At 40.3% G+C, this 25,977-nt stretch carries 27 protein-coding genes; 23 read left to right on the forward strand and 4 right to left on the reverse strand.

Features of this window, described 5'->3' with window-relative positions; all coding sequences use genetic code 11:
- Positions 1–6: 6 nt before the first annotated feature.
- Positions 7–897 (forward strand): cation diffusion facilitator family transporter, encoded by an 891-nt coding sequence (locus G5B60_RS02115; RefSeq protein ID WP_164682353.1) that lies wholly within the window; start codon positions 7–9, stop codon positions 895–897.
- A 28-nt stretch (positions 898–925) separates the two neighbouring features.
- Entirely contained in the window at positions 926–1,129 is a 204-nt protein-coding gene (locus G5B60_RS02120; RefSeq protein ID WP_115268400.1) for a heavy-metal-associated domain-containing protein, read from the forward strand.
- A 31-nt stretch (positions 1,130–1,160) separates the two neighbouring features.
- Here the strand turns inward: G5B60_RS02120 and G5B60_RS02125 are convergent, their stop codons facing one another.
- Complete coding sequence (locus tag G5B60_RS02125; protein ID WP_164682354.1) at positions 1,161–2,306, reverse strand: low temperature requirement protein A; 1,146 nt, start codon at positions 2,304–2,306, stop codon at positions 1,161–1,163.
- A gap of 133 nt (positions 2,307–2,439) precedes the next feature.
- On the opposite strand from G5B60_RS02125, the gene G5B60_RS02130 reads away from it, so the two are divergent.
- From G5B60_RS02130 to G5B60_RS02140, 4 genes are all read left to right on the forward strand, one after another.
- On the forward strand, positions 2,440–3,252 hold the full coding sequence (locus G5B60_RS02130; protein ID WP_164682355.1) for a Cof-type HAD-IIB family hydrolase: 813 nt from the start codon (positions 2,440–2,442) through the stop codon (positions 3,250–3,252).
- A 15-nt stretch (positions 3,253–3,267) separates the two neighbouring features.
- On the forward strand, positions 3,268–3,402 hold the full coding sequence (locus tag G5B60_RS11560) for a hypothetical protein (protein WP_277423781.1): 135 nt from the start codon (positions 3,268–3,270) through the stop codon (positions 3,400–3,402).
- A 498-nt stretch (positions 3,403–3,900) separates the two neighbouring features.
- Positions 3,901–5,103, forward strand: coding sequence for an IS110 family transposase (locus G5B60_RS02135; RefSeq protein ID WP_164682356.1), 1,203 nt, complete (start codon positions 3,901–3,903; stop codon positions 5,101–5,103).
- Positions 5,104–5,302: 199 nt separating this feature from the next.
- Positions 5,303–8,896: a DUF7149 domain-containing protein gene (locus tag G5B60_RS02140; protein WP_164682357.1), complete on the forward strand. Its 3,594-nt coding sequence runs from the start codon at positions 5,303–5,305 to the stop codon at positions 8,894–8,896.
- 29 nt (positions 8,897–8,925) lie between these two features.
- Here the strand turns inward: G5B60_RS02140 and G5B60_RS02145 are convergent, their stop codons facing one another.
- A complete protein-coding gene (locus G5B60_RS02145) occupies positions 8,926–9,483 on the reverse strand; it encodes a TetR/AcrR family transcriptional regulator (RefSeq protein ID WP_115268406.1) in 558 nt (185 codons plus the stop codon).
- 170 nt (positions 9,484–9,653) lie between these two features.
- Here G5B60_RS02145 and G5B60_RS02150 point away from each other — a divergent pair, with 170 nt between their 5' ends.
- Positions 9,654–10,505 carry a DegV family protein gene (locus tag G5B60_RS02150; RefSeq protein ID WP_164682358.1) on the forward strand — a complete coding sequence of 284 codons (852 nt, stop codon included), beginning with the start codon at positions 9,654–9,656 and terminating at the stop codon, positions 10,503–10,505.
- A 26-nt stretch (positions 10,506–10,531) separates the two neighbouring features.
- On the opposite strand, the gene G5B60_RS02155 is transcribed toward G5B60_RS02150, so the two are convergent.
- Together G5B60_RS02155 and G5B60_RS02160 are read right to left on the reverse strand one after the other, a co-directional pair.
- Positions 10,532–11,041, reverse strand: coding sequence for a YgjV family protein (locus tag G5B60_RS02155; RefSeq protein ID WP_164682359.1), 510 nt, complete (start codon positions 11,039–11,041; stop codon positions 10,532–10,534).
- Entirely contained in the window at positions 11,031–11,573 is a 543-nt protein-coding gene (locus tag G5B60_RS02160; protein WP_164682360.1) for a hypothetical protein, read from the reverse strand. Before G5B60_RS02160 ends, G5B60_RS02155 begins: the two co-directional genes overlap by 11 nt.
- 192 nt (positions 11,574–11,765) lie before the next feature.
- Here G5B60_RS02160 and G5B60_RS02165 point away from each other — a divergent pair, with 192 nt between their 5' ends.
- The 16 genes from G5B60_RS02165 (at position 11,766) to glyS (ending at position 25,967) form a co-directional block, all read left to right on the forward strand.
- A complete protein-coding gene (locus G5B60_RS02165; protein WP_164682361.1) occupies positions 11,766–12,608 on the forward strand; it encodes an aldo/keto reductase in 843 nt (280 codons plus the stop codon).
- A gap of 135 nt (positions 12,609–12,743) precedes the next feature.
- Positions 12,744–13,247 (forward strand): modification methylase Sau96I, encoded by a 504-nt coding sequence (locus G5B60_RS02170; RefSeq protein ID WP_164684098.1) that lies wholly within the window; start codon positions 12,744–12,746, stop codon positions 13,245–13,247.
- A 175-nt stretch (positions 13,248–13,422) separates the two neighbouring features.
- The gene (locus G5B60_RS02175) at positions 13,423–14,916 is read left to right on the forward strand and encodes a primase C-terminal domain-containing protein (RefSeq protein WP_164682362.1); all 1,494 of its coding nucleotides are present in this window, start codon (positions 13,423–13,425) and stop codon (positions 14,914–14,916) included.
- A 66-nt stretch (positions 14,917–14,982) separates the two neighbouring features.
- Positions 14,983–15,540 carry a hypothetical protein gene (locus G5B60_RS02180; protein ID WP_164682363.1) on the forward strand — a complete coding sequence of 186 codons (558 nt, stop codon included), beginning with the start codon at positions 14,983–14,985 and terminating at the stop codon, positions 15,538–15,540.
- A complete protein-coding gene (locus tag G5B60_RS02185) occupies positions 15,533–15,748 on the forward strand; it encodes a hypothetical protein (RefSeq protein WP_164682364.1) in 216 nt (71 codons plus the stop codon). The genes G5B60_RS02180 and G5B60_RS02185 overlap by 8 nt, the downstream gene beginning before the upstream one ends.
- Positions 15,735–16,121: a hypothetical protein gene (locus G5B60_RS02190; protein WP_164682365.1), complete on the forward strand. Its 387-nt coding sequence runs from the start codon at positions 15,735–15,737 to the stop codon at positions 16,119–16,121. Before G5B60_RS02185 ends, G5B60_RS02190 begins: the two co-directional genes overlap by 14 nt.
- Complete coding sequence (locus tag G5B60_RS02195) at positions 16,118–16,360, forward strand: hypothetical protein (protein WP_164682366.1); 243 nt, start codon at positions 16,118–16,120, stop codon at positions 16,358–16,360. Before G5B60_RS02190 ends, G5B60_RS02195 begins: the two co-directional genes overlap by 4 nt.
- Before the next feature lie 287 nt (positions 16,361–16,647).
- A complete protein-coding gene (locus G5B60_RS02200) occupies positions 16,648–17,085 on the forward strand; it encodes a hypothetical protein (protein ID WP_164682367.1) in 438 nt (145 codons plus the stop codon).
- Between the two features lie 17 nt (positions 17,086–17,102).
- Positions 17,103–17,438 carry a hypothetical protein gene (locus G5B60_RS02205; protein ID WP_164682368.1) on the forward strand — a complete coding sequence of 112 codons (336 nt, stop codon included), beginning with the start codon at positions 17,103–17,105 and terminating at the stop codon, positions 17,436–17,438.
- Entirely contained in the window at positions 17,431–17,739 is a 309-nt protein-coding gene (locus G5B60_RS02210; protein ID WP_164682369.1) for a hypothetical protein, read from the forward strand. The genes G5B60_RS02205 and G5B60_RS02210 overlap by 8 nt, the downstream gene beginning before the upstream one ends.
- Before the next feature lie 53 nt (positions 17,740–17,792).
- Positions 17,793–18,197 carry a hypothetical protein gene (locus G5B60_RS02215; protein WP_164682370.1) on the forward strand — a complete coding sequence of 135 codons (405 nt, stop codon included), beginning with the start codon at positions 17,793–17,795 and terminating at the stop codon, positions 18,195–18,197.
- Positions 18,198–18,208: 11 nt separating this feature from the next.
- Positions 18,209–18,730 (forward strand): hypothetical protein, encoded by a 522-nt coding sequence (locus G5B60_RS02220; RefSeq protein ID WP_164682371.1) that lies wholly within the window; start codon positions 18,209–18,211, stop codon positions 18,728–18,730.
- 115 nt (positions 18,731–18,845) lie between these two features.
- The gene (locus G5B60_RS02225; RefSeq protein WP_164682372.1) at positions 18,846–20,981 is read left to right on the forward strand and encodes a pLS20_p028 family conjugation system transmembrane protein; all 2,136 of its coding nucleotides are present in this window, start codon (positions 18,846–18,848) and stop codon (positions 20,979–20,981) included.
- Positions 20,982–21,151: 170 nt separating this feature from the next.
- Complete coding sequence (locus tag G5B60_RS02230) at positions 21,152–22,462, forward strand: ISLre2 family transposase (protein WP_164682373.1); 1,311 nt, start codon at positions 21,152–21,154, stop codon at positions 22,460–22,462.
- Positions 22,463–22,999: 537 nt separating this feature from the next.
- A complete protein-coding gene (glyQ, locus tag G5B60_RS02235) occupies positions 23,000–23,914 on the forward strand; it encodes a glycine--tRNA ligase subunit alpha (protein WP_164682374.1) in 915 nt (304 codons plus the stop codon).
- 13 nt (positions 23,915–23,927) lie between these two features.
- Positions 23,928–25,967 carry a glycine--tRNA ligase subunit beta gene (glyS, locus tag G5B60_RS02240; protein WP_164682375.1) on the forward strand — a complete coding sequence of 680 codons (2,040 nt, stop codon included), beginning with the start codon at positions 23,928–23,930 and terminating at the stop codon, positions 25,965–25,967.
- Positions 25,968–25,977 lie beyond the last annotated feature (10 nt).

Genomic DNA, 25,977 nt, shown 5'->3' on the forward strand with positions numbered 1-25,977 from the left:
GTATTTATGGAGACAACAACGAAGTCACAGAAAAGTTCTAGCCGACCGATATTTATCGCATTTATCTCAAATTTAGGCTTTGCCATTGTCGAGTTGCTCTTTGGTACACTCTTTAACTCCAGTGCTATCGTAGCGGACTCGGTGCATGATTTGGGAGATGCGCTAGCCATTGGTCTATCTTACTACTTTGAGCGGTTCTCTAAGCGTGAGAGCGATGGTAACTACACGCTTGGTTACCTGCGCTTTAGCCTTCTAGGCGCCATGCTGACCTCAGTTATCCTCATTGTAGGTTCGCTCTTTGTTTTGATTGAAAATGTCGGCAAGCTCTTTAACCCGCAGCCAGTCAACTATGATGGTATGCTGGTTTTGGGGATTCTAGCCGTTGTGGTCAATGTGCTTGCTAGTCGTGTTTTAGACGGTGAGCACTCAGAGCAGGAGTCGATTTTGAGCCTGCATTTCTTGGAGGACACGCTGGGTTGGTTGGCTGTGATTGTTGTTTCTATCATCTTACGCTTTACCGATTGGTACTTCCTTGATCCTTTATTGTCCCTTGTTATCGCAGTCTTTATCCTCTATAAAGCACTGCCAAAATTTATCTCTAATCTTCAAATCTTTTTAGAAAAACGCCCAGCGAGCTTGGCTATTGAACCGCTAAAGAGAGAAATGATGACGATTGACGGTCTAAAGGCGATCAATCAACTCAATGTCTGGTCGATTGATGGCAGACATCACATCGCCATGGTGCATATCGAGTGCCAAAAGGGCGCTGATATGGACTTGGTGCGAGACCAGATTCATCATATTTTTCAAGCGCACAATATCATCGAGTCAGCTGTCGAGTGTGACCGGAGTTCTTTTGAACACCATCACCATTGTTCGCCTATGTATTTTGAATAACCGTGTATCATAGAAAGAAGGTATTCTTATGGAAAAAACATATCAAGTATCAGGTATGAAATGTGAAGGGTGTGCAAACACCGTAACCGAAAAATTGAGCGCTGTTCGTGGCGTTGAAAAAGTAGACGTCAACCTTGAAAAAGGGCAAGTCACAGTGACAGGTAAACCCTTCAAACTCTCCCTCAAGCGTGCTCTAAAAGACACCAAGTATGAGCTTGGCGATGAAGTCTAAAACAAAAAAGCGACCTAGTCGCTTTTTTTGCTTATAGTGTAATTCCTGCTGCTTCTCTAGCTCGTCTGCGCTGCAAAAAGCCGACACGAGTCATGATATAGCCAAAGACAGCATAGGCAATGCTGAGAAAGACAAGGTCGTGACGTAGGGCATAAAAGAGAAAACTATAGATAAGTAACCAGGAAGCATACTCAAATAGCACACGCTTATTGATACGATAGGTTTCACGGTTGTAGACCGACGTTGACAGCAGCCCGACATAGTAGATATAAAGGGCTGTTAGGAAAAGGACAAAGCCAGTTTCCACATGGTGATGATTAGCAAAAAACTCGATACCCACTGTCATGAGATTGACCCCAATGACGAGAAGGACATGAGAGACGACAAGCCCACGCGCCCGAGTAATTTGATGATGGTCGATATTGAGATAAGTTTGTGAGATATAGGCGATAAACATCATGGACATACCGACAAAGAAAGCAAAGCCAGCTATCGGATAGTCTGCTAGTGGATAGGTCTGGATGATACCAAGCACCGTCTCGCCAAAGCTGATAATGGTAATCAACTGACAACGCTCCACAAGGTGTGGGAAATTAATTAAGGTCTCATCAAAACGCTTGTAAAAGAAAAAGGGAAAAATAACCGGCAAGAGCCAAGCCACATAGAAATACTGACTCAGAAAATAAGCTAGCCCAGCGTCTGCCACCTGTTTTAGGATGAGCCAGATACCTGTCAAAAGTGCAAAGCCTAGGATTGAGCCCGTCAAAGTCCACATGCTGACCTTGATGTTTTGCGTGAAGCCGTGCTGGCGCCCTCGCATGTAGTACTGGTAGACGATGAGCGCATAAGCCAGTATCAAGAGCCCATTGTAGACGAGGACATCAACTGTCGTGTAGTTGAGCTTGCCGATATTAAGTGCAAAGTTCCCAATGACAAACATAGCGGCGATGTTGGTGTAAATATCAAGGCGGTCACGCTCACCGTATTTATTGAGGTAAAAGGTCTGCTGCATCCAAATGAAAAGCACCAAGACACTTGAGATGATGAAGTTGAGAAAAACACCAAAAGTCACATGGTCTTGATGGAGCAAGGTCGTTAGGCGACTGGTCGCATAGACAAAGACCAAATCATAAAACAATTCATAGTTTGAAACACGCTTAGCAACGATAGTAGGCATAACATCTCCTTATGTGTAGTTACTGGTTTTATTGTACTAAAAGTCACTTTGTTTGACAAGATTGTTTTCAGACGGCACTAAAAATGGTAAACTGAAAGTATAGTCACAAGAACGCTAGAAATGAGGAGAAGAGATGAGTGTAAAATTGATTGCCATTGACATGGACGGGACGCTTTTAAACAGCCAAAAGAAAATCCCTGCTGAAAATATCGCTGCCATCCAAAAAGCCAGCCAAGCAGGTATCAAAATTGTCCTGTGTACAGGGCGTCCAAAATCTGGGATTGTGCCCTATTTTGAGCAGCTTGGGTTGACAGATGAGGAGTATATCATCATGAACAATGGCTGTAGTGTTTACAACACTAAAAATTGGGACTTGATGGTTGCTGAGGAGTTGACCTATGACGAGATTGAGCGCTTGGCGCAGGTTTGTGCCAGCTATCCTGAGGTCTGCTTGACGCTTACTGGAGATAAGAGTTACTATGCCTTGGCAGATGAGGTGCCTGACTTGGTGCAGTATGACGCTAGTCTTGTCTTTGATACGGCTAGAGCTATTGATATGGCAGGCTTAAAGGCAGAGGGTGAGCTGATTTTCCAAGCCATGTACATGGCAAAAAAAGAGTATCTGGATATTTTCCAAGCGGCGGTAGATGGAGACTTGTCACAGGACTTTAGCACGGTAAGAAGTCAAGAATACATCTACGAGGTCTTGCCACAAGGTGCTACCAAAGCTAGCGGGCTGAGACAGTTGGCGGAGAAACTGGACGTCCTGCCAGCAGAGATTATGGCGCTTGGGGATGCGGCAAATGATATTGAAATGCTTGATTTTGCAGGTGTCAGTGTCGCTATGGGCAATGCCTCAGACGACATCAAAAAAAGATGTCGCTACACGACAAGCTCAAACGATGACTGTGGCGTCGCAAAAGCCATCTACGACTACGCTTTATAGAATGGAGAGGTTAGTATGAAAAAACTAAGCCCTCGTTTTCTAGCAGTCCTTATCCTGTCTATCATTATGCTAGCAGGCTTTGCCTTTAACCAATACTATCTAGGACTGGCTGCCCTTGTCGTTATCGCAGCTGTTGTCGGGGTCAAATAATAGGTATTGCGATTTGATTGAGAAAGCTTAGCAATAAAGGATTTTAAGTTGTTCAGGGAGATTAAAAATTGGGAGAATGATTTTATTTCCGACCAACCCCTACCAAGAATTTTCTTGGTAGGGGTTAATTTTTTACTTAAATCCATGATATAATTAGAGCATAGAAATTTCTAACCTAGGTTAGTCTTTTGCTTACACAAAAGACTAATAACTATCAGTTAAAGAAAAAGATTTTTATTGGAGTTGTGTATGGCAGTAAAACATACTAAGATTAGTAGTGAGGAAATCTCCGACGGGAGAATTCTTCACTACTTTTTATGTTAAAGTAGAGGTGTCTTGTTAAGTCGCTAAGTCCTTAGGCGCTAGACGTCGTATCTAAAACTGGCAAGACATCTGTTTTAGTTAAAATCTGTTCAAAGTATGTGGGACGTTTAACGTCGTGTATTGAAAATGAGATGACTAAAACCAGAAATAATTCAAGACGAAAGAGGTAAGATTATGCGAACAGTGTTTGGAATTGATGTGAGTAAGGCGAGTTCGGAAGTAGCTATTTTAGTTAATGGAGAAAAGGTTCACGGCTACACGATGCCCAATGATTGTATTGGCTTTTCACGTCTCCTCAGCGACCTTGACTCTGTCTATCAACCAGAGGTCATCTTTGAGGCAACAGGTGTTTATTCGCGTCGCCTTCAAACCTTTCTTGAAAATAATGACTACACTTATACTCGGCTGAATCCCTTAGAAGCAAAAAAGCAGCTAGATAGCCTACGTGTTCGTAAAACCGACAAGATTGACGCTGAGAAACTCGCACTATCACAATTTAGTCTCAATCGTAAGCCATCTTATGTTCAAAAGAGTGTTTATCAAGAGTTGCGTGATTTAAGTCGTTTCTATCAAAACCTGACTGAAGACATTGTCCGTACCAAAAATCGACTTCATAAGGCCTTACAGGTCACTTTTCCAGAGCTGGAAACACTTTTGTCAGCACCAACAGGTAAACAATATTGGTCCCTAGTGACTGCTTTTCCAAGTAAAGACTTTATCTTGGATTGGAGCGAAGCTGACTTAACTAAAGTTATTCGTCAATCAACAGCTAAACGTATGTCAGACAAGCGTGTATCTTATTTGGTAACCAAATTACTTGAGCTAGCTAAACAATCTTATTGTGCGGTTAAGATAGCCTCTCCGATGATTGAAGAGGTTAGATACTATGCACAAGAGTTGCTTAGACTTACAGAACGCCGACAAGTTACTTTAGATAACATGATAGAACTAGCTCAGCCTTTACCAGAATATGATATTCTGCTTTCTATTCCTGGTATTGCAGAGACTACTGCAACAAGCATTATTGGCGAATTGGGAGACGTTCGTCGGTTTCAGTCTGCCAATCAAATCAATGCTTTTATCGGTATTGATTTGAGACATTACGAATCTGGGATTTATCTGGCTCAGGAACACATTACCAAACGGGGTAACCCTTATGCCAGAAAGATTTTGTTCAAGACAATTCACAATATCACCACGGCTGGACATTACCATCCTTGTCACATTGCCGAATTTTACGAGAAAAGAAAACGACAATCGCAAGTGATTTCAACTAAATCAGCTACGATTGCCGCTATGCACCGTCTCATTCGGACGATACATTACCTCATTGTGCACAACAAACTTTATGACTATGATTTAGCTAAAAGTTACTAAAAGTTTTATGCACTATCATTTTAGCACCTTATTAAAAATATAGCTAGATAGGGTGTTGTTTTGTTGTGCACTGTTTCCTGTTAAATAAAGGAAATTACTCCTATACCAGTTAAATAGAGTAGCTTCTGGTAATAATTTCTTCTAAAAATCGTTGATATACTTGACAAATAGTAGAAAAGGACTTAGTTTGAAGGAAAGCATGAATAAGTTTGTACAAGCTATCATGCCATTAGATGATGAAAAATTACATTTTGAAAAACACTTAACAGAGTATCTGGCTCATCTTAAAAATAATGAAACTGAAAGTGAAGAGTATCAAAAAAATTTGCTTAAACATTTTCTAGAGCAAGTTTTACCTCATAATTTTATAAATACTTCTAATCGCATTGATTTAGCCATTTATAACGGTAAGACAGCAGATTCAAAAGTGGGTGTTATTTTTGAGTGTAAAAGTTTAACTAACAAGCCAGAAATGATGACTAAGGAAAACTTAAATACTAAAGCATTTCAAGAAATTGTTGCATACTATTTATCTGAGCGTTTATTTGCCCAAAATCTTGAAATTAAAAAATGTATTATAACAAACGGTTTATCTTGGTTTGTGATAGAAGCCAAAGAGTTTGAAAAGTATTTTTTCAAGAATAGGCATTTAATTGATCTTGTAACAAAATTTAGTAAAAATCAGCTTTCGAGTAATACAACAGACTTTCTTTACTCAGAAGTCATCGCCCCAGCAATTGATAAAGCGATTGAAAAAGGAATTGCAATTGCTCATTTTGACCTTAGTCAAGCTCTAGTAAAAAAGAGTAAATCCATTGAAATTAAGAAAAATAATCTGACTCAGCTTTATCGATTTTTCACTGCTGAAAACTTATTGAACAAAGAAATTTTCACAGACTCCAATAAACTGAATAAGAACTTTTATGATGAATTGCTCTACTTAATGGGACTAGAAGAGACCAAACAGGGAACAAGTAAAATCATTTCAAGGCTTAAACCAGCTAAACGTCAACAATATGCTTTTGTGGAAAATGTTATTGATAAACTAGAAATGAAGGATGTTCCCAAAGAGAAGCAGGAAGAGATTGCTATTCAATTAACTGTTGTTTGGATGAATCGTATTTTATTCTTAAAACTGTTAGAATCTCAGTTGATACTATTTAATAAAAGTGAAGACTTTAGGTTCTTAACCTACAATAAATTAAATAGTTTTGAAGAAATTTACAGTCTTTTCTTTGCGGTGCTTGCTAAAAGGGAAGAGGACAGAAATCAGCGTGTTCAAGAAAAATTTGGTTACGTTCCTTATCTTAACTCATCACTATTTGAAGAAACAGAGCTTGAAACCTCAAGAGACGGAATTGGAATCGACCGTTTACCAGAGGGGGACATTGAGATTTTTTCAAAAACAGCACTTAAAGGGACTGATAAAAAACGTAAATCAGGTAAATTAAATGTCATTGCTTATCTATTTGAATTTTTAGATGCCTATGACTTTTCTACTACTATTTCCCATCGTCAAAAGTCTAAGAATGACCTTATCAATGCTTCCGTACTAGGTTTGATTTTCGAGAAAATCAACGGCTATAAAGATGGCTCTTTCTATACACCTGGTCACATTACTATGTATATGTCCAAGAAAGCTATTAGAACGGTAGTTGTCGATAAGGTAAATGAGGAATTAAATTGGCAATGTGAAACAATTGAAGATATTAAATTTGCAATGGGACACAGTCTCGACAACGCTAAGAAAGTTAGTCAGGCTATTGATAATCTAAAAATCTGTGACCCTGCTGTTGGTTCAGGGCACTTTCTAGTTTCGACTTTAAATGAAATCATCGCTCTAAAAAGTGAATTAAATGTACTTTTTGATGAAGAAGGTCATTTCATAGGAAATCTTATCCAGTGTTATGTTATCAATGATGAACTTGTCATCCAAGATAGGGCTGGTAATAATTTTGTTTACCAAGTTAATAATCTAGAATCTGAAAAAATTCAGAAAGCCATTTTCAATCAAAAGCGTCATATTTTGGAAAATTCTCTCTTTGCAGTGGACATCAATCCAAGTTCGGTCAATATTTGTCGTTTGCGTCTGTGGATTGAGCTATTGAAGTCCTCTTACTACTATCAGGAAGCCTCAGGTCATCACGTTTTAACGACCCTACCGAATATAGACATCAATATTAAAGTTGGGGACAGTCTCTTACATAAGTTTGACTTTGACTATGAGTTTGATATGCGTAGGACAGATTTTAAAGAATATTTGTCTTTAGTAAGGGATTATAAAGAAACAAACAACAAGCGAACTAAGGCAGAGATTTGGGATAAAATTTCTGGATTAAAACGGTCATTTGATGATACCGCTTCTAGTCCTGAGTTGAAAAAGCTTAGTAAATTACTAGCTAAGCGCAATCAAGCAGGGGTATTAAGTCTCTTTGAAGAAGAAAATAAAAATGTTGCGAAAGAAGTTGAGTCTCTCAATAAGCAGCTGAAAGAAGCAGAAGCAAAATTGCAGGCTCGTCTGAACAATCCACTTTATGCTGGTGGTATGGAGTGGCGAATGGAGTTCCCAGAAATTCTGGGAGAAGACGGTCACTTTGTCGGCTTTGACCTCGTTATTGGTAATCCGCCTTATATATTTTCTCAGAATAACCATTTCACGAGTGAGATGAAGAAATACTATGCACAAACGTATCCTCAAAATACCTATCAAGCCAATACTTTCGGACTATTTCTTGAACTCGCTTTTTCTCTAATACGATATGGCGGAGGAATATCATTTATCATCCCCAATACGTTTTTGACAATTAATCAATATCAATCTATGAGGCGCTTTATATTGAAGAATTATGATGAGGTAACCATTATTAATTCTACGGATAAAATTTTCGATGAAGCCTCGGTCGACGTCTGTATTATCGATATGTTTACTAGTCGTCCTCAAAAAGTTTCTTTAGGAATTATTGAAAATGGTGAAATTCAGATAATTACTGAAAAATCAGCTATAGATATGTTAAATGATGATGTTATTAAGATTGCATCTAATAATAATTTAAGTGACTCTATACTATCAAAGATGGAAGAACACTCTAAACCAATTGAAAATAATTATGGAACAGTAAAAGATGGACTAAAGGCATATGAAAGAGGTAAGGGCAAACCAAAACAACCTGCTGATAAAGAAGAATTTAAAATTTTTAAGGGTTCAAAAACATATTTTGCCCAAAGTAGGCTCGAACCATCATATAGAAAATTTTTAAATGGTAGTGATGTACAAAGATATAGTATATTCTGGTCTGGAGAATATTTAAAATATGGAAGTAACTTAGCAGCACCAAGGAATTCAAAAATTTTTGAAGGAGATAGAATTTTAATTGCCAGAATTCCAGTGAAATCAAGATATGCCTTTAGAGCTACAATCACTGATGATGAATACGTGCATGAGCAGAGTATTGAAAGTATCTCTGAACTGAAAGTTTCTCCGTTGTTCCTTTTAGGAGTGTTAAATTCTGGAGTCGTTTCATATTATGCTATCCAAAAATTTGATTTCTTACAGCGCAGTACATTTCCACAGATGAGGTTGGGGCAAATTAAACAATTTCCAATTCCAAATGCTACTGAACAGCAACAAGAAGAAATAGCTCAGCTTGTTCAAAGCATCATGAGTGAAATGTCAAAGGATGACAGAGAGGATTCAAAAGTAGAGAAGTTGAATGTCGCCATTGATGAGTCGGTTATGGACTTGTTCAATTTAACTGAAGAAGAGAAGCAAACAGTTAGAGATTTTGAAGTTTAATTTTTGGGGATAACACATATAGAGGATGTTCAGGGCAAAAGCGGCAACCCTATGCCAGCTAGCTCTTCCTCAGAAACACTCATGTCCTCGGCTACCCATTTCTCAAGAACAGAGATGATGGCATTACTCCAAAAGGAGATGATGTACTGAGAGAGCTGTTTGCCGGTTAGTTTTTGGTAGGCGCGCAGGCGCTTAGCTACGATAGCAATGAGAAGCTTTTCGCTATTTTGCCGAAAGAGAATAGCAAGAAGCTGCCCCTCTTTTTTAGCTTCGCTAAAGAGATAGAGCCAAGCTTGGTAGGTCTGGGTCTTTAGATTAAAGGGCTTGAGCCCAGCAAATATCCGCTTGACACTGCCTTCTAAGATACTCTCGAAAATAGCCTCCTTACTCTTATAATTGCGATAATAAGCATTGCGAGAAACGCCAGCTCTTTTGACCAGCTCGGAGATAGAAATACTAGCAAGCTCCTTACTCTCAAGCAGAGCCAGAAGAGCTGTCTCCAAAGCTTCACGGGTCAATCGTCTGTGTTCCTTGTTATACTGGCTAAGATTTTGCAGTGATTTTTGAGAGATACTACTTTCCGACAAGACACTTTCCCCTTTCTTGTAACATCCGAATGTTTTTTTGCTACCTAAACGGCAAAGTAGTGATATACTTTAATTAAGTAACGAATTCAGAATGAGTTTTACTAACTTGTTCTTATTTTAATCAACTATACTTTGTTTGTCAAACTAATTGAGATTGAGGAGGAAATGTTATGACTTGGAAAATTGTAGTCGATTCGGCTTGTGATATAATGACGCTACCAACAGATGATGTGGCTATTGCTTATGAGCGTGTGCCTTTTATCATCCAGATTGGAAATGAAATGTATGTCGATGACGAAGGCCTTGATGTCGAGCAACTGATGAGGGCTATGGACGCCTCAGACAGCGCAGCGGCTTCTGCTTGTCCTAGTCCAGACCGCTTTTTAGAAGCCTATAAGGGCGCTGACAATGTGATTGCCATCACCATTACCAGCCAGATGTCAGGTAGCCACAACAGTGCTTTTCTAGCCAAAAAGATGTTAGAGGAAGACTATCCCAAAACCAATATTCACTTGATTGACTCTTTGTCTGCAGGTGGTGAGATTGATTTGTTGGTTTTAGAGCTTGTGCGCTTGATTAAGCAAGGACTGACCTTTGAGGAAGTGGTTGACAAAATCACGGCTTATCAACAGCATAGTAAGCTCCTTTTTGCCCTATCAAAAGTGGATAATCTGGTCAAAAATGGACGTCTGTCAAAACTTGTCGGTAAAGTCGTTGGGCTCTTAAACATTCGCTTGGTCGGTGAAGCAAGTCCAGAGGGTACGCTAGAAGTGCTTGAAAAACCACGTGGGCAAAAGAAAACCCTACAAAGAATCTATCAAGAACTGAAACAACATGGTTACGCAGGTGGACGTCTCGTTATTGCCCATCAGGACAACGCTAAGTTCTGTAAGCAGCTAACGGCACTGATTGAGAGTGATTTTCCTAAAGCTGCTATTTCTATTTTCCCGACATCGGGCTTGTGCAGTTTTTACGCTGAGCAGGGCGGTGTCATGATTGGTTATGAAACGCAAAAAATCTGAGCTTAGCTCAGATTTTTATAATGGTTTTAAGAGGTTTTCTTTTGGTAAAAACGCCAAATCGATACAGCACTTAATAGCGTAATCACGATGTCCATGATAGCAGCAGGATAAGCACGAATGGTGACGTCATAGATAAACCACAAGAGCATATTTTCAATGATGACAAAACGTAAAATCTGTGTGGATGAGGTCATTTGGATAGCAATCGTGTAGGAAACACTAGCCACGATAGGCAAAAAGCCGATATAGCCCAGACGATTGAAGTAATAGCCCAACACGATTTGAAGGATGACTAGGATAAGCGTCGTCAAGCGATTGTCACGCTTTGTGATAGCAAGCGTATTTCTCACGATGGATACAGCGATAGTAAGCGCACCTGTGAGCCCACCTAAGAGGAGGTTTGCAATCAAGGTAAAGACATAATCACTCACTTGCCAGAGCAGCATGTGCTTTTTAGACGGATTGAAGGTTGAGATGGCTAGGCAGATAGCTCCGATACTGGAGAAGACGAGCCCGATACTTGTATTATTGAGCATAATCTGTTGTTAGAGCTGCTGAGCCAGTTTCATCCTCGTAGGTGTCTGTATAGCTTTGCGTAGCCGTAGCAGCTGCTGAGACGGCTTGGCTGATAGGATCAAGCTCTGCCTGTAAGTTGGCTTTAGAGGTTTCGTCGCTAACTTTGTTAATCGCTTCTTGAGCGGCATTGACACTATCTGCTGTTCTTAGGCTATCTGCTGTTGTGATAGCGAGATTGGCTGCGATGACGTTGAGCTCTTCTTGCAGTTGAGCCTTTTTAGTGCCGTCACTGACCTTGTCAATCTCCGCTTGAAGAGAGCTGATACCGTCTTGTGTTGGATTGGCTTTGAGGCTTGCTAGGCTTTGCTCAATGTTAGTGGTGTCTTCCTCGCTAGTGGAGCTAGAAGTGGTAGTAGACTGGCTTGTCGTTTGATAGTCAATCTTTTCAGCCTTGCTTTCACTATCTCTAAAGATGAAAAAAGCTGCTCCTAAAAAGATAACCAAAATAATACTCAAAATAAAGAAGAAAAATTCACTCTTTGACTGTTTCATGGAAACTCCTTAAAAAGATATTCACCTCATTATACCCTTAATTGCGCCAAAAGAAAAGCTAAAATTAAGAATAAATTAAGCCAAACGCCAAATAAGTACACACTTTCTGTGGTAGCGGTTTATTTTTGGAGATTAAATCTGTTGACGTGCCAGACAAAAAGGGATAAACTAAGTAAAAAAAGGAGGGCTATTATGACAAAGACCTACACATTAAACAACGGAAAAACGATCTCTGCTATTGGTTTTGGAACCTTTAAAGCAAAAGACGGTGAGGAAGCTTATCAGTCTACTCTAGCTGCTCTCAAAGCAGGCTATCGTCATATTGATACAGCGGCTGTCTATGGCAATGAAGAAAGTGTCGGACGTGCGATCAAAGACTCAGGGCTAGATCGAGAAGAGCTTTTCATTACGACAAAACTCTGGAACACAGCCCACACCAAGGAAGAAGCCCATCAAGCCTTGAATGAATCACTAGCCAAACTAGGGCTTGACTATGTTGACTTGTACTTGGTGCATTGGCCAAATCCAAAACCGCTTCGTGACGGCGCTTGGAAAAAGCGTAATGCTGACGTTTGGCAAGCGCTTGAAGAGGAAGTGGCACTCGGTCGTGTGCGCTCTATTGGTGTCAGCAACTTCATGGTGCACCACTTAGAAGCGCTGCTTGAGACAGCAACTATCACTCCTGCGGTCAATCAAATCCGCCTAGCACCTGGTGTCTTACAAGAAGAGGTTGTCGCTTATTGTCAGGATAAAAACATCTTGTTAGAAGCTTGGGGACCATTTGGTCAAGGGGAGCTCTTTAGCCACCCAGTAGCTAAAAGCTTGGCTGAAAAATATCAAGTCACCATTGCTCAACTAGCTCTTATTTGGAGTCTTGCTCACGGCTTTTTGCCACTGCCTAAGTCTGTAACACCTGAGCGTATCACATCAAACCTAGATGTCCCAGATATGACTTTAAGCGCCGAGGATATGAAAGCACTCGATACACTCTCTGGTGTCTCAGGAGCGTCTGACCCAGACCAAGTTGACTTTTAGTAGGTAAGTGGTAAGAGTTTTTAGATTTAATCAAATATAGCCCTATGAGGGAGAACAGAAAGCTGTTCTCCCTTTTTTGTTTGCTCAAAATGATAGGGAGGTTTCAAATTGGATCAGTTTGTTTATCAGAAACTAATGGAAAGTGAACCACTAGGCTTTATTGACCCTTTTAAGGACTTGGGAACATTTGACAGTGTTCTCATGAAATTTGTTGAACCTGTTGAGAAATTAGTCAATAAATACTCTGGAAATCCCTACAGTCCTTACTGGCAGGAAAGAATTAAGGAAATGAGAAAACTCTATATAGAATATCTAGAATGTTCTCAAAGCCATAATGAGTCATTAGATTACCGCTTACGAAATGATGAAGCGAAAAAACACGCTGATGAGATTGTAACGACCTACTTGAAATTAGGCTTTCGATTTAAAGAAATTGAAGGGAAGATTAAACTTCCGACCAAACGTTTAAGGCGTAACTGGAGACGCTCTGATTATGTGGAGACTGCTAAACCTCGATTTTACCTAAAAGAAAAATTGAGAAATGGAAATAGTTATCCTAAGCATAACTTGCCAAGTAGTTTAGCGTTAAACAAGGAGATAGATAAGCAATGGATATTAAACAAGTTATTTGCTCAATAGGTCTCATCATCTCGATTTCAGTTTTGTTGTGGCTAGATATAAAGAAAATACAGTCTGGAAAGATAAAGCTCAGTGTTGAAGATTGGGTTTCTGTAATAGTTATCTATTTACTTCTGTATTTTATTGCTGGTACTACTCTTTATTTTGAACTATCGAAACTATTTTAAAAAAATTTATGACGACAAAAAACATCTATTCCTTAATCCTCAAAGATGGGTTAAGACAAACCAAATTTAAGAACAGTCACCTAAAACTAATCTCTTCGGCTGAAGAAAGGAAACGTGGTGCTATATTTGCCTATCGTTCTAAGGCTAATATGGTAAAGGCACGTGGAGTTGTTCTGACATCGATGGAAGCTATTTTTGAGAACCAGAACAACTTTACCCACTGGACACCAAACGTCTATCGCTACGGCTCTTATAGTGATGATAAACGCACAATTACACGTGGACACGCTGAAGAGAATCTCAGACAGATTAACACTTTCTACATTGATTTTGATATTACGTCTTCCGCTGAAGAGATGACCTCTGGAGATATTTTAACAGCTGCGATTGACCTGGGCTTTATGCCGACTTTAATTTTGAAGTCTGATAAGGGCTATCAAGCTTACTTTGTTCTGTCAGAACCTGCCTATGTCACAGCTCATTCTAATTTTAAAGTGATTAAAGTCGCAAAAGCCATTTCTCAAAATTTGAGACAGTATTTTGCCCAAACCTTGCCAGTTGATCTCACGTGTAACCATTTTGGGATTGCACGTATGCCACGAACAGACAATGTAGAGTTCTTTCATAAAGACTATACGTATTCTTTTCAAGAGTGGTTAGATTGGTCAATGAAGCAGTCTGACTTGCCATTCCCGAGTAAGCAACCAAATTTAACAGTTATTTCAGGGACAAAAGGGGTAAAACAGATTGACGAGCCCTGGTATGGTTTGCTGATGAAGAGGGCGAGTATCAAGGGGGCTAAAGCTCTAATGGGGAGAAACAATGTTCTATTTACCCTTGCTTTAGCCAACTTTTCATCTGGTGTCTCTCAGGGCGATTGTGAGGTCATTTTAAATGAGTTCAATCTACAACTAGACGAACCAGTCTCTACAGGTGAACTCTTAAAGCTAATTGCTAGTGCCTACTCAGGTAAATATGAGGCGGCTAGCCGTGATTATATCACACTACTGTGCAAAGCTTGGGTCAATAAAGACCTCAAAAGTTCAGAACTTTTTATTAAACAGGGGTGGTACAAATTTAAAAAGAAACGTGCTGATCGAGTATATAGCCACTATACTGAATGGGAAACGGACATTATGGGCTATATCACGGATCAAACAGATACTGACAAGGTTGTTCTAAAAGTCACTCAAAAAGATCTGCAGAAAGCTCTTGGTATTGCTAGCTCTAGTCTTAAGATTGTCTTACGTCGATTGGCAGACCATAATAAAATCTTCCTCCAGGTGAAGAAAGGACGGGGAGGAGGTTTAATCCTCGCTTCTGTTAAAACGGTTCTTCTGTCTATCATGCAAAAGACACAAGAAACTAAAACGGCTTATTTTGCGTCTCTCGCAAGTTTTCTAGAGATACCAGGACAAATAATCAAACAAACTATTATTAAAGCTCAGGAGGGTTTAAAACATGCCATACAAGGACAATTATTTGAGGAAGATGTGGGATAAAAGTAAGAAAAAATAAAATAGCCAGACTGCCATTACATTATATCTATGATACTGAAGGGGGAAATAATGGACAGAAAAAATAAAGCATGGTCAACTGAGGAATTAGATTATCTTAGGACATTTTCAGAATTTCCTGATGGGGATAACTGTATTATGGTTGCTCAATATCTAAATAGGACTCCTGGCGCTATTAGAACACAAGTTCATAAACTAAGGCAAGAAGGAGTTCACACCAAATTACTGGATAAATGGACAGATTGGGAAATCAATGCCTTGAAAAATATGAATGGGAAAATAACTGTCAAAGAACAAGCAGAATTATTAGGGCGTTCTTATAGTTCAGTCTCACACAAAAGAGGGGAATTGGGATTAAGGACAGTCCGAAAAACAACACCAGCCAGTAAAGGAAAAGAGATACGAAAGATGGCTCATCAGGGTCTGTTTCGGAGAGAGATTGCAGACAAATTAGGACTAAGCTACTCTTCACTTTGTAAATATATCAGACGTGAAAATATTTGTTGTGTAGATGATGAAGAGGGGCGCTTGGAAGGTTTTAGGAAACGTATTAAATTCCATAATCAAGAAATGGCTTGGGCATTTCACAGGGAGAAACAACATGGCTAGATGGGTAATTTTTAATTTTTATGATGGAGAGTTTATCCGCCAAAATGATGCGATAATCGTATTTGAAACAAAGGGCTTGGCTAGGCAATTTTTAGAGCGTTACCGAAAGCCTAAACCACTTCAAATAACAAAAGATGTTACTGTTAATTACAGCTACTATGACGCACCATTTCGCTTTGTAAAGGAGGAAGATTATGAAGCACTATAAAATCATTCGAGGTTATTATTTAACAGGACTAGGACAAGAGGAACTGGTCTATCATTTCAAACTATCAGAAGACCAAGTAGAATTTAAAACGATTCAGGTTGGAGATATTGCAGTGACCTTTTATCAAAACCAGGAGGCTATTACTTACCTGCCTGCTTTGATACGAGTTGATGGGATTGTCACATCTGAAAGAGCAGTTGAAGAGTATTTATTGGCAGAACAAAAAGACGGTTTTCCTATGTTACCGATTTTTGAAATCTACCAACATTTTGACCCACTCTTGTTTAAAAATGTGATGGAAAGCTGTCAAGACATGCACGAGGAAATCAAAGTTTTGGCCAGACAAAAACGTCAAAAAGGAGAGAATCAATGACACTTATTTTTAGAATTTGGGAAGCCCTTTTACATGGTTTTATCGTAGCCATTTTACTCATGTTAGCTTTCTATCCAGTCTGCTTTTTAGAGATAAGAGTAGGCTCAAAAACAGATAAAAAAATCACCCTTCCTTCTTCTGTTGCTCTAGCTTGTTTTTGTATGATGGTTGTACCGAAACGGCTAAACATTCTTTCCAAAAAAGAGAGAAAACAGACCAAAAAGAAGGAGAAAAACTAGTGTGTTTAGGTGTGTTATTCCTAAATATCATGAGTGTGTGGCAGTGTGTTTTTGAAGAGAGGTGGTAAAAACTAGTGTGTGTTTTAGGTAGGCGTAGCCGAGAAAATTGGGGACAGCGGAAACGTTGATACTATCAACTTACCACGACATGTGGTAACAGTTTCCCTTATGCTCTTTTCTGGAGTTTAGGGGAATAATAAGGTAGTCAAATTACCTAGTCAAAAAAATGGTTAATTTACCTCCCTATTTTTTACCTCTCAAAAATTGACGAGAAAGTGAGGTCGTATATGGACGATTGGAAAACCATGTTAGAGGTCGCTAAAGAGTTGAATATTACAAAAAGTTTAGTCAGGTATCATCGACAAAAACTGACAAACAGCGATGTTAAAATGAAAAACGGTGTGACCTATATTTCACCCCAAGGGATTGTCAAAATCAAAAGCTTTTTACGGTCATCAGACTACAGTGATGACTTTGAAACGATTGTTAAAAATCAACTCAACTTGATTCAAGATTTGCTGGTCACTTCCAAAAATTTACCTGAAAAAAATACCAAAGAAACGATTGAGTCTTTTCGAGAATTTCTAATCCGTACGCCAGATAGTTTGGTAGTCTTGCAAGAACTGGAAAGACAGTCACATGGGACAATAGATAGTGAATTTTATTTTTCACTCATAGATTATCTTGAGAGAAAAAATGGAACTATTGATAACTTTTTTAGCTGAATAGAAATGGAGAAAATATGGTAGTAGACAAACGAACAGAGTTAAAAATTAGAGGATTAACCCCTCTTGAAATTGATTATCTGAAGGCTGAAGCTAAAAGAGTAAAAGCAAAATCACTAAATGAATTTTTAGTCCAGGTCTTGCGTGAAAAAATTGAACTAGGAAAATTTAATAGGGTGGAAGCCAACTACTTGGCTCATCTGGAAAATATGAAATTGACATCTGACCATGTCCTATTTTTAACCCAAAAACAGACAGATCTATTGGCTGAGAATGAAGAAAAAATGGCCCGCTATGCGGACCACATTTCACGCTGGTTAGAATACGAAGGGGAGGTAGAAAGCAGTGACTAAAGATTTTATTATTCGTGGTGTTCCAGATAGCTTATTTGTGCAATTACACATGATGGCTAAGGAACAGGGGTATCGCTCGTTTAATGCTTTTATGGTGGCACAGATGGAGCGTATTGTAAAAGCTGGAGGGTTAGACTTATATGATAATCACTTTGCGGAGACTTTGGCTGACATTAAAGAACAACAAGCGCAAATTTTGGAATTACTGCTCAAAAATGAAATCAAGCTACAGTATGCCAATGTCAAGCAAGATACGGTAGAAGAGCTCACCACAATGTGGCTTAATCGCTTTATGAAGTAGTGATTTTCGGCTGGAAATTTGGTATAATAGAACAAATATATGGAGGGAAGTCAATGACTCAAAAACAAGAACTCGTTGCTGAAATAGAGGAGTTAACAACCAAACGAAATCGTTTGTTAGCCCAGATAAAAGAGGCTGAACAGTGGGAATCAGTTGCCTGGGATAGTTTTCATGCTCTCGCAGACCATGTTAATGCCATGGAGAAAAAGCGAAAGATTGCACAAAATTATTGGGACAGTTCCCAAAGTGAGATTACTCATCAATTTGGCTTTGTGGCAAATCAAGCCAATAAAGTGAAAAAAGTCCTAGCAAAAAAACGCTTTGATCTTTTGGAGCATGAGATTGAAACACTTATGGAGGAGGTTCGAGAATTAGCAGATGTTCTTGGTATAGAGTTTGACGAACTCCCTCTACACTTTCCTTTCTTTGCCCTACCAGCAGAGACACTTGAAAAATAAGGAGATTACCTATGATGAAAAGAAAAATGATATTTATTTTAGGGCTTCTGGGGCTCTGTGTGGCTGTTTTAACAGCTTGTTCGAGTCAACCGTCCAAGAATGCGGACGGCACGCCTAGCACGCTGAAAAACCGTTATTTGGGGTATTATCGTTCTGATACAGATAACGCCTATTATTTCCAAGAAAGTACCAACGAATTTGATTTTAATGTGAAAAAAAGCACGATTTCAGATGGTTCTGGTGATGATTACTACTCCAAAAAATACATTGTAGTCGAAGAAGATGAGCTAAATTCTAAACTTCAAGGGCAAGCACAAAAATATAAAGCCCAAGTCACAGATAAGGATACCGTATTTTATCTTGTTTTAAAAGATAATGACGTTAATATGGACGGGAAAGTAACAAAATCTGAACAACAGGCTGTTTATCAGGTTGTTTTAAGTAACGGTGGAAAAGACATCAAAATTATTGCTTTAGGTTCTATCTATGGCTATGGTGATGATTTTGTCTTCACTGGTACAGCTAAAGAATAAGCAGTTTAGGAGCTAATACAAGCTCCTTTTTGTTTTTTCCTGTGATTTGTCCCCTTACTGCAAGAATTGTCATTATCTCTTATGGTAGAAATAACAATACTATAAGGAGTAGATAATGAAATACGATACGTTTTCAGACTTAATGTCAAATTTCAAGGATTTACATAGAGAAATTCCAGCAACAGACCCAAGGTCTGCACCCTTGGTTGAATTTTACAAGTATTGGAGTAACTATTTAGAGCCTACACCAGCCTACCTTGCTTTCATGTCTAACATTTGGGGAACACTTGCTAAGGGACTATATTTTATCACAGCTAGCCTAGAACATGTTTTTAATAACATGTTCAAGCTCTTTGGACTCTTTGGTTACCTAGGCAATCAAGATACAATTATTGGGCAGTTCTTTTATTGGTTTCAGCTGATAGGGGTAACCCTCTTCACCTTAATTCTAGTTGTAAGTGCAATTACTGGTGTTTTTACAAAACCTGTCAAATACAAGGGAGTTATTACCAACTTCTTACTAGTGACCTTTGTCACGTCCGTTTTTCCGATGGCACTGACAGCTATTTCCACCTCCATCGCTCAAGATGCCCAAAATATCCAAACAGTGAAGAGCGCAACAGAAGATGATTCTTCTTACTTCTCCTCCTTGGCGGTTCAACCCATGAAAAATAATGTGGTAGATCTTAAGGTACTGATTGATAAAGACTTTTCAACGGAACTTTTCCCATTGGATGACCAAGGCTTTATTAAACCACCTAAAGAAGGCTCAACTCCTGTCAATAACATCACAGATAGTCCTGATAAACGAGATACTTCTGATTTTGCCTCTCGCATTGATTTCAGTGCTACCTTTGGAGCGACAGACTCTGAGCTTCTTGATGCTTTAGAGAAGAAACAAAAGGGACTAAAAGGATTGTTCCTACATCAATTAAATGCCACACAAGACGGTATTCTAGCGATGAACGAACATAAATTTATAGGACAATTGAACTCTTTTGAACCTGTCTATAAGCGTTATAAGGTCAACTGGATAGGGATGTTCGCCCAGTACATCATCTTGATTGTTCTTTTGGCAAGTATGGCTATTAAATTGGTTAAATCTATCTTTGATATTGTTATACAAGCCTTAATTTCCCCTCTTGTAGGTTATACCTCTCTGTCATCATCTAAGAAGTATAAAGAGCTGTTACGAACAGCTGGAGGAGCTCTGGCGGGTATTTTCTTTGAAGTGGTGATTGTGCGAGTGACCATGGAAATTTTAAGGGACTTACCGACGCTTGCTGTTTCAGCGGTTACAAAATTATCTGGAGGCTTCTTTGACGGTCTCAATAGTTGGGAACAGATGATTGCGGCTTGCGTGGTCTATATCGGTGTTTTCTTAGCAGCCATGCAAGGGGTGACCATGATTGAGCGTTGGCTTGGTGTCTCAACGGGTCATAGTGATACTGCTCAACAATTGATTGGAGCGATGATGGCAGGACAAGCCTTTGCGACTGGCGCAGGTGCTGTTGGAAATGGTGCAATGGCTATGGGCAGTTTAGGATTAAATGTAGCTAAGAAAACGCCTGGGGTGGTTGCTTCAGGAAGTAAAATCCTCGGCAATAGCCTAGCTACAACTGGCGGTGGTATTCGAGGTACTTTTAACTCTGTGAAAGACCAAGGTTTAGCCAATACAGCTAAAGGAGGACTAAGCAATATGTATAGTGCAGCCGATCTCGCAGCACGAGAAGCCGTCGGTAAAGTCAAAGACTTTGCAGGTGGAGTGAGTGACCACCTTAGCCAAAAAGAACAAGCTGGTCACGATGCCGTGTATCGTGGTTTGAAGGACAATAGTTTTAAAGACCAACCACAACCTGTTTCTCCTTATGACCCTGATGCGAACTTTGCCCCTTCAGGTTCATCTAGCATTGACCCTATGTTCTCAGATGATGCTGGACCAAGTGGTGGAGGTATTACAGACCCAACGATAGCACCAACTGATTCCTCTGGAGAAGATTTTGGCGGTATCAGTGAACCAACACCAGTTTCTCCACAAGAAGCAGCAACGCAACCAAAAGCACAAGCTCCTCTTCCAAATGTTGCCTCTAGTGCTCCTAAAAAGCCAAAAGTAAGTTCTTCACCAAAGCATCATTTTCAACAATCCATGCATCAAATGAACCAGATGAACCAACAAATGAAACAAGCTAGTCAACGGATGCAGGGACAATCTCATATTAAAGGGGCTGAAATTGAGGAGGACGATAGCTAGTGTTGACGTTTTTTCTCAAAAAAGGTAAAGTGTTAACATTGTATCAGTGAGTTGATATGCATTAAGCTCTTGGCATTAGCCAGGAGCTTTTTTACGTAGAATTAAAATAAATTTGCCTACTCCTCTACCTGCTTTGTACAATAGCTTTATTGCTTTTGGAGGTGGCGGGTATGATAGACGAGAGAGAACTCAAGGAACAATTACTAGAAAACACTAATAAGGACTTTTTAAGTTGGGTGAAGGCCTATGATGAATCACTAGTGCCAATCATGAAGCAAAAAGGCTATACCTGCATTCATTCTATGGAACGTACGGTCGCTTTTACCTTTGGAGAATTTACCTTCAGGCGACGTCGCTGGAAGAAAGGGGATAGCTGGGTTGTGCCAGTGGACGAAAAACTAGGACTAGAGAAAAATACCAGGTATTCAAGAGAATTTATGTATCAAGTGGCCAGATTGTCAACCATGATGTCTTATGCCAAGGTCGTCCGTGTAATAGAACTGACCTATCATATTGTCATCACAAAACCAACGGTTGTCAAAGCCGTTAAACTATGCGCTGACTTACTGGAAGAACAAAAGGATTATCAAGCTTATCAGGAAGATAATATCACTAAAGAAAAAGCAAATACCATTTATGTCGAGGGGGACGGGGTCATGGTCAAATCCAGCGAGAAAGACCTGGAGAATCGTCGTATTGACCTCTCCCATTTTGTAGTGCATACAGGCAGTCAGAAAGTGGGTAACAACCGATTTGAGCTCCAAAACAAGAAAGAGTTTGTATCGCTCAATAATCGTCAAGCACGTGACCAAGTATTAGATTACCTTTACCACCATTTCGAGATGACCAAAGATACCCTTCTTATCACAAATTCAGACGGGGGACATGGCTATACTCCCTACGTTTTTAAAGAAATGGCTAAAGCGCTCAAAGTGAGTCGTCATGAACATTTCTGGGACGAATACCATCTCAATCAAAAGCTAAAAACCTTTTTTAAACCCTATCCAGCTGAACTCCTGGATAAGGCTTTTCAGGCTATTCACGAGCATAATAAAAGCTTTCTGCGTACGGTATTAGATACCACAGAAGGCTTAATAGAGACAGCGGATGAATGGGAACAGTTTGACAACTTTAAACGTAAACTCCTTCAAAATTTTCAGTATACTAAGCCAGCTACCTTAAGAGGATTTCGTCATGCAGGAATTGGTATCATGGAAAGCCAACACCGGAAAATCACTTATCGCATGAAGAAAGGGGGTAAATATTGGACATTAAGAGGGGCAGAAGCCATGAGCCAGATGATACTACTAACTGATAAAGACGAGCTTAGGGAACTCATGTTAGGCTCATGGCGGGAAGACTATCAGAAAATTCAAGCACTGAAAGGTCTGTCTGGAGGTGAAATCAAACGTTTGGAATCTAAAAAATCCAGTCAATCCATGCCGACTGCGAGAATTACCTGGAAACAATTTAAGCCCTAAGCTAGCAGAAAAACTTGCATGGTGAACTAAAACCTGTTATAATGATATCAAATTAAGCGAATAAAAAAGCCGTAAGGATTGCAGTCCTTACGGCACCGAGTGAGACACTATAAGGAACACAACTCACTCAGTCTTAAACCTATGATAAAGCATAATGCGTAGGAAGTCAAGACTGGGACAAGAGAATCCTGGTCTTTTTTCTTACTCGGTGGGAGCTCTCTCATGGGGTTTGAGGACTTCTAAAAAATTCTACCACTTACTTTTAGTAGATAAGCATGGACAAAAGTCACTAGTTTTGCTATAATTACCCTTGTAAAAAGAGAAAATGACACCTTGAGGGTTTCAAAAGCGAGCTTGGAGTTGGTGTGAGCCAAGTGGAGCCTAGTGTGATTGGCGCTCTTTTGCTATGTTTGATAAACCAATGAAGTTATAAATTAGGGTGGAACCGCGTACCAACGCCCCTATGTTTTGCATAGGTGTGTGGGCGGTTCTTTTTATTTATCGCTTACATTAGGCTAATAGGAGGATACCGATAAGATGTCACAAAAATTAACCTTCCAAGAAATCATTTTGACGCTCCAGCAGTATTGGAACGACCAAGGCTGTATGCTCATGCAGGCTTATGACAATGAAAAAGGAGCAGGAACCATGAGTCCATACACTTTCCTGCGTGCTATTGGACCTGAGCCTTGGAATGCAGCTTACGTAGAGCCTAGTCGTCGTCCTGCAGACGGACGCTACGGGGAAAACCCAAACCGTCTCTACCAACACCACCAATTCCAAGTGGTCATGAAACCAAGCCCAAGCAACATCCAAGAGCTCTACCTCAAGTCACTAGAGCTTTTGGGGATCAATCCGATTGAGCACGACATTCGCTTTGTAGAGGACAACTGGGAAAACCCATCAACAGGTTCAGCTGGTCTTGGTTGGGAAGTTTGGCTTGACGGTATGGAAATCACTCAGTTTACTTACTTCCAACAAGTCGGAGGTCTTGCGACACAACCTGTCACTGCTGAGGTGACTTACGGTTTGGAGCGCTTGGCGTCTTATATCCAAGAGGTCGACTCTGTCTATGATATTGAGTGGGCTCCTGGCGTTAAGTACGGTGAAATCTTTAAACAACCTGAGTACGAACACTCAAAATACAGCTTTGAAGTGTCAGACCAAGACATGTTGCTTGAAAACTTTGACAAGTTTGAAGCAGAAGCAAAGCGTGCGCTTGAAGATAATCTGGTACACCCAGCTTATGACTATGTACTCAAGTGCTCACATACCTTTAACTTGCTTGACGCCCGTGGTGCGGTGTCTGTAACAGAGCGTGCTGGCTATATCGCTCGCATTCGTAATCTGGCTCGTGTGGTCGCAAAGACCTTTGTCGCTGAGCGTAAGCGTCTAGGCTATCCGCTTCTTGACGAAGAGACACGCCGTGAATTATTAGCAAAAGAAGACTAAGAAAGGAGCTATCATGACTCATAATTTACTTGTCGAACTTGGACTTGAAGAGATGCCAGCCTACGTGGTGACACCTGCCATGAAGCAACTTGGGGAAAAGATGACGGCTTTCCTAGCGGACAATCGTCTTACCTTTGAGGACATCGAAGTATTCTCCACACCACGTCGCCTCGCTGTGCGTGTCAAGGGCTTGGCTGATAAACAGTCTGACTTGGAAGAAGATTTCAAAGGACCTGCAAAGAAAATCGCACTGGACGCTGATGGCAATTTCACCAAAGCAGCAGAAGGTTTTGTCCGTGGTAAGGGCTTGAGCGTTGACGACATCACATTTCGTGAGGTCAAGGGTGAAGAGTACGTCTATGTGACCAAGCACGAGGAAGGAAAACCAGCCCGTGAGGTTCTTGAAACGGTCACAAGTGTCCTCAAAGACTTGACCTTCCCTGTCAACATGCACTGGGCAAACAACACTTTTGAGTACATCCGCCCTGTCCATACCTTGATTGTGCTGCTTGATGATGAGGCGCTTGACCTTGATTTTCTTGACATCACCTCAGGTCGCACCAGTCGTGGACATCGCTTTTTAGGGACAGAGGTTGAGGTAGCGTCAGCAGATTCTTACGAGGAGGACTTGCGCCACAGCTTTGTTATCGCAGATAGCAAGGAACGTAAGGACTTGATTGTTTCTCAAATCAAAGCTATCGAAGAAGAACATGACGTTGTCGTTGAGATTGACGATGAGCTTCTGGATGAAGTGCTCAATCTCGTCGAGTATCCAACAGCCTTTATGGGTGCTTTTGATGAGAAATATCTGGCGGTTCCAGAGGAAGTTTTGGTGACGTCTATGAAAAATCACCAGCGCTACTTTGTCGTACGTGACAAGTCTGGTAAACTCCTTCCGCACTTTATCTCAGTGCGTAATGGCGATAGCCACTTCATTGAAAATGTCATCAAAGGAAATGAAAAAGTTTTAGTGGCAAGGCTTGAAGACGGTGCTTTCTTCTGGCGTGAGGACCAAAAATTAGTGATTGCTGACTTGGTTGAAAAACTCAAACACGTCACTTTCCATGAAAAGATCGGCTCTCTCTTTGCTCACATGGAACGTACCAAAGTCATTGCTGGCTATCTAGCTGACAAGGCAGGCTTGAGCGCTGATGAGAAAGAAGCTGTTTTACGAGCAGCGTCTATCTATAAGTTTGACCTATTGACTGGCATGGTTGGTGAGTTTGATGAGTTGCAAGGTATCATGGGTGAAAAATACGCTACTCTCGCTGGCGAGTCTGAAATGGTTGCGACTGCCATCCGTGAACACTACTTGCCAAACTCAGCAGACGGAGACCTACCTGAGACTAAGGTCGGAGCAATCTTAGCTATTGCTGACAAACTAGACACAGTGCTTTCTTTCTTTTCTGTTGGACTTATCCCAAGCGGCTCTAACGACCCTTATGCGCTTCGTCGTGCCACTCAAGGGATTGTCCGCGTTTTAGACGCCTTTGGTTGGGATATTCCGCTGGATGAGCTGATTAGTGACCTCTATGCGCTTAGCTTTGACAGCCTAGACTATGCTAATCAAGACCAAGTCATGGACTTTGTCGTAGCTCGTATCGAAAAAATGATGGACAGCGCTATCGCAAAAGACATCAAAGAAGCGACACTTGCTTCATCAACTTATGTCGTTGGCACCATGCTAGAAGCCAGCCAAGCGCTTGCTAGAAAGAGTAAGGACGCAGGTTACAAGGCAGCTGTTGAGAGCCTCTCACGTGTCTTTAACCTAGCTGAGAAAGCAGATACTAGTGCTACAGTCAACCCTAGCCTTTTTGAAAATGACGAGGAGAAAGCGCTACACGACGCTATTGAGACGCTAGAGCTCTCAGCTGACATGACTGAAAATCTAGACAAACTCTTTGCACTTAGCCCAGTCATTGACGCATTCTTTGACAATACCATGGTCATGGCAGAAGACGAAGCCCTCAAAAACAACCGCCTCGCTCTGCTTTCTAGCCTTGTCGCAAAAGCCAGCCAAGTCGCAGCCTTTAATAAACTCAATACCAAGTAAACTTTAAAGG

The organism is Streptococcus hyointestinalis, assembly GCF_011039275.1.
In the GTDB taxonomy this organism is placed as follows: Bacteria; Bacillota; Bacilli; order Lactobacillales; family Streptococcaceae; genus Streptococcus; species Streptococcus hyointestinalis_A.

What these genes read in the sequence shown, in the direction of transcription:
- G5B60_RS02115 (WP_164682353.1), top strand. Translation starts at nt 7, where the DNA reads ATGGAGACAACAACGAAGTCACAGAAAAGTTCTAGCCGACCGATATTT.
- G5B60_RS02120 (WP_115268400.1), top strand. Translation starts at nt 926, where the DNA reads ATGGAAAAAACATATCAAGTATCAGGTATGAAATGTGAAGGGTGTGCA.
- G5B60_RS02125 (WP_164682354.1), bottom strand. Translation starts at nt 2,306, where the DNA reads ATGCCTACTATCGTTGCTAAGCGTGTTTCAAACTATGAATTGTTTTAT.
- G5B60_RS02130 (WP_164682355.1), top strand. Translation starts at nt 2,440, where the DNA reads ATGAGTGTAAAATTGATTGCCATTGACATGGACGGGACGCTTTTAAAC.
- G5B60_RS11560 (WP_277423781.1), top strand. Translation starts at nt 3,268, where the DNA reads ATGAAAAAACTAAGCCCTCGTTTTCTAGCAGTCCTTATCCTGTCTATC.
- G5B60_RS02135 (WP_164682356.1), top strand. Translation starts at nt 3,901, where the DNA reads ATGCGAACAGTGTTTGGAATTGATGTGAGTAAGGCGAGTTCGGAAGTA.
- G5B60_RS02140 (WP_164682357.1), top strand. Translation starts at nt 5,303, where the DNA reads ATGAATAAGTTTGTACAAGCTATCATGCCATTAGATGATGAAAAATTA.
- G5B60_RS02150 (WP_164682358.1), top strand. Translation starts at nt 9,654, where the DNA reads ATGACTTGGAAAATTGTAGTCGATTCGGCTTGTGATATAATGACGCTA.
- G5B60_RS02155 (WP_164682359.1), bottom strand. Translation starts at nt 11,041, where the DNA reads ATGCTCAATAATACAAGTATCGGGCTCGTCTTCTCCAGTATCGGAGCT.
- G5B60_RS02160 (WP_164682360.1), bottom strand. Translation starts at nt 11,573, where the DNA reads ATGAAACAGTCAAAGAGTGAATTTTTCTTCTTTATTTTGAGTATTATT.
- G5B60_RS02165 (WP_164682361.1), top strand. Translation starts at nt 11,766, where the DNA reads ATGACAAAGACCTACACATTAAACAACGGAAAAACGATCTCTGCTATT.
- G5B60_RS02170 (WP_164684098.1), top strand. Translation starts at nt 12,744, where the DNA reads ATGGAAAGTGAACCACTAGGCTTTATTGACCCTTTTAAGGACTTGGGA.
- G5B60_RS02175 (WP_164682362.1), top strand. Translation starts at nt 13,423, where the DNA reads ATGACGACAAAAAACATCTATTCCTTAATCCTCAAAGATGGGTTAAGA.
- G5B60_RS02180 (WP_164682363.1), top strand. Translation starts at nt 14,983, where the DNA reads ATGGACAGAAAAAATAAAGCATGGTCAACTGAGGAATTAGATTATCTT.
- G5B60_RS02185 (WP_164682364.1), top strand. Translation starts at nt 15,533, where the DNA reads ATGGCTAGATGGGTAATTTTTAATTTTTATGATGGAGAGTTTATCCGC.
- G5B60_RS02190 (WP_164682365.1), top strand. Translation starts at nt 15,735, where the DNA reads ATGAAGCACTATAAAATCATTCGAGGTTATTATTTAACAGGACTAGGA.
- G5B60_RS02195 (WP_164682366.1), top strand. Translation starts at nt 16,118, where the DNA reads ATGACACTTATTTTTAGAATTTGGGAAGCCCTTTTACATGGTTTTATC.
- G5B60_RS02200 (WP_164682367.1), top strand. Translation starts at nt 16,648, where the DNA reads ATGGACGATTGGAAAACCATGTTAGAGGTCGCTAAAGAGTTGAATATT.
- G5B60_RS02205 (WP_164682368.1), top strand. Translation starts at nt 17,103, where the DNA reads ATGGTAGTAGACAAACGAACAGAGTTAAAAATTAGAGGATTAACCCCT.
- G5B60_RS02215 (WP_164682370.1), top strand. Translation starts at nt 17,793, where the DNA reads ATGACTCAAAAACAAGAACTCGTTGCTGAAATAGAGGAGTTAACAACC.
- G5B60_RS02220 (WP_164682371.1), top strand. Translation starts at nt 18,209, where the DNA reads ATGATGAAAAGAAAAATGATATTTATTTTAGGGCTTCTGGGGCTCTGT.
- G5B60_RS02225 (WP_164682372.1), top strand. Translation starts at nt 18,846, where the DNA reads ATGAAATACGATACGTTTTCAGACTTAATGTCAAATTTCAAGGATTTA.
- G5B60_RS02230 (WP_164682373.1), top strand. Translation starts at nt 21,152, where the DNA reads ATGATAGACGAGAGAGAACTCAAGGAACAATTACTAGAAAACACTAAT.
- glyQ (WP_164682374.1), top strand. Translation starts at nt 23,000, where the DNA reads ATGTCACAAAAATTAACCTTCCAAGAAATCATTTTGACGCTCCAGCAG.
- glyS (WP_164682375.1), top strand. Translation starts at nt 23,928, where the DNA reads ATGACTCATAATTTACTTGTCGAACTTGGACTTGAAGAGATGCCAGCC.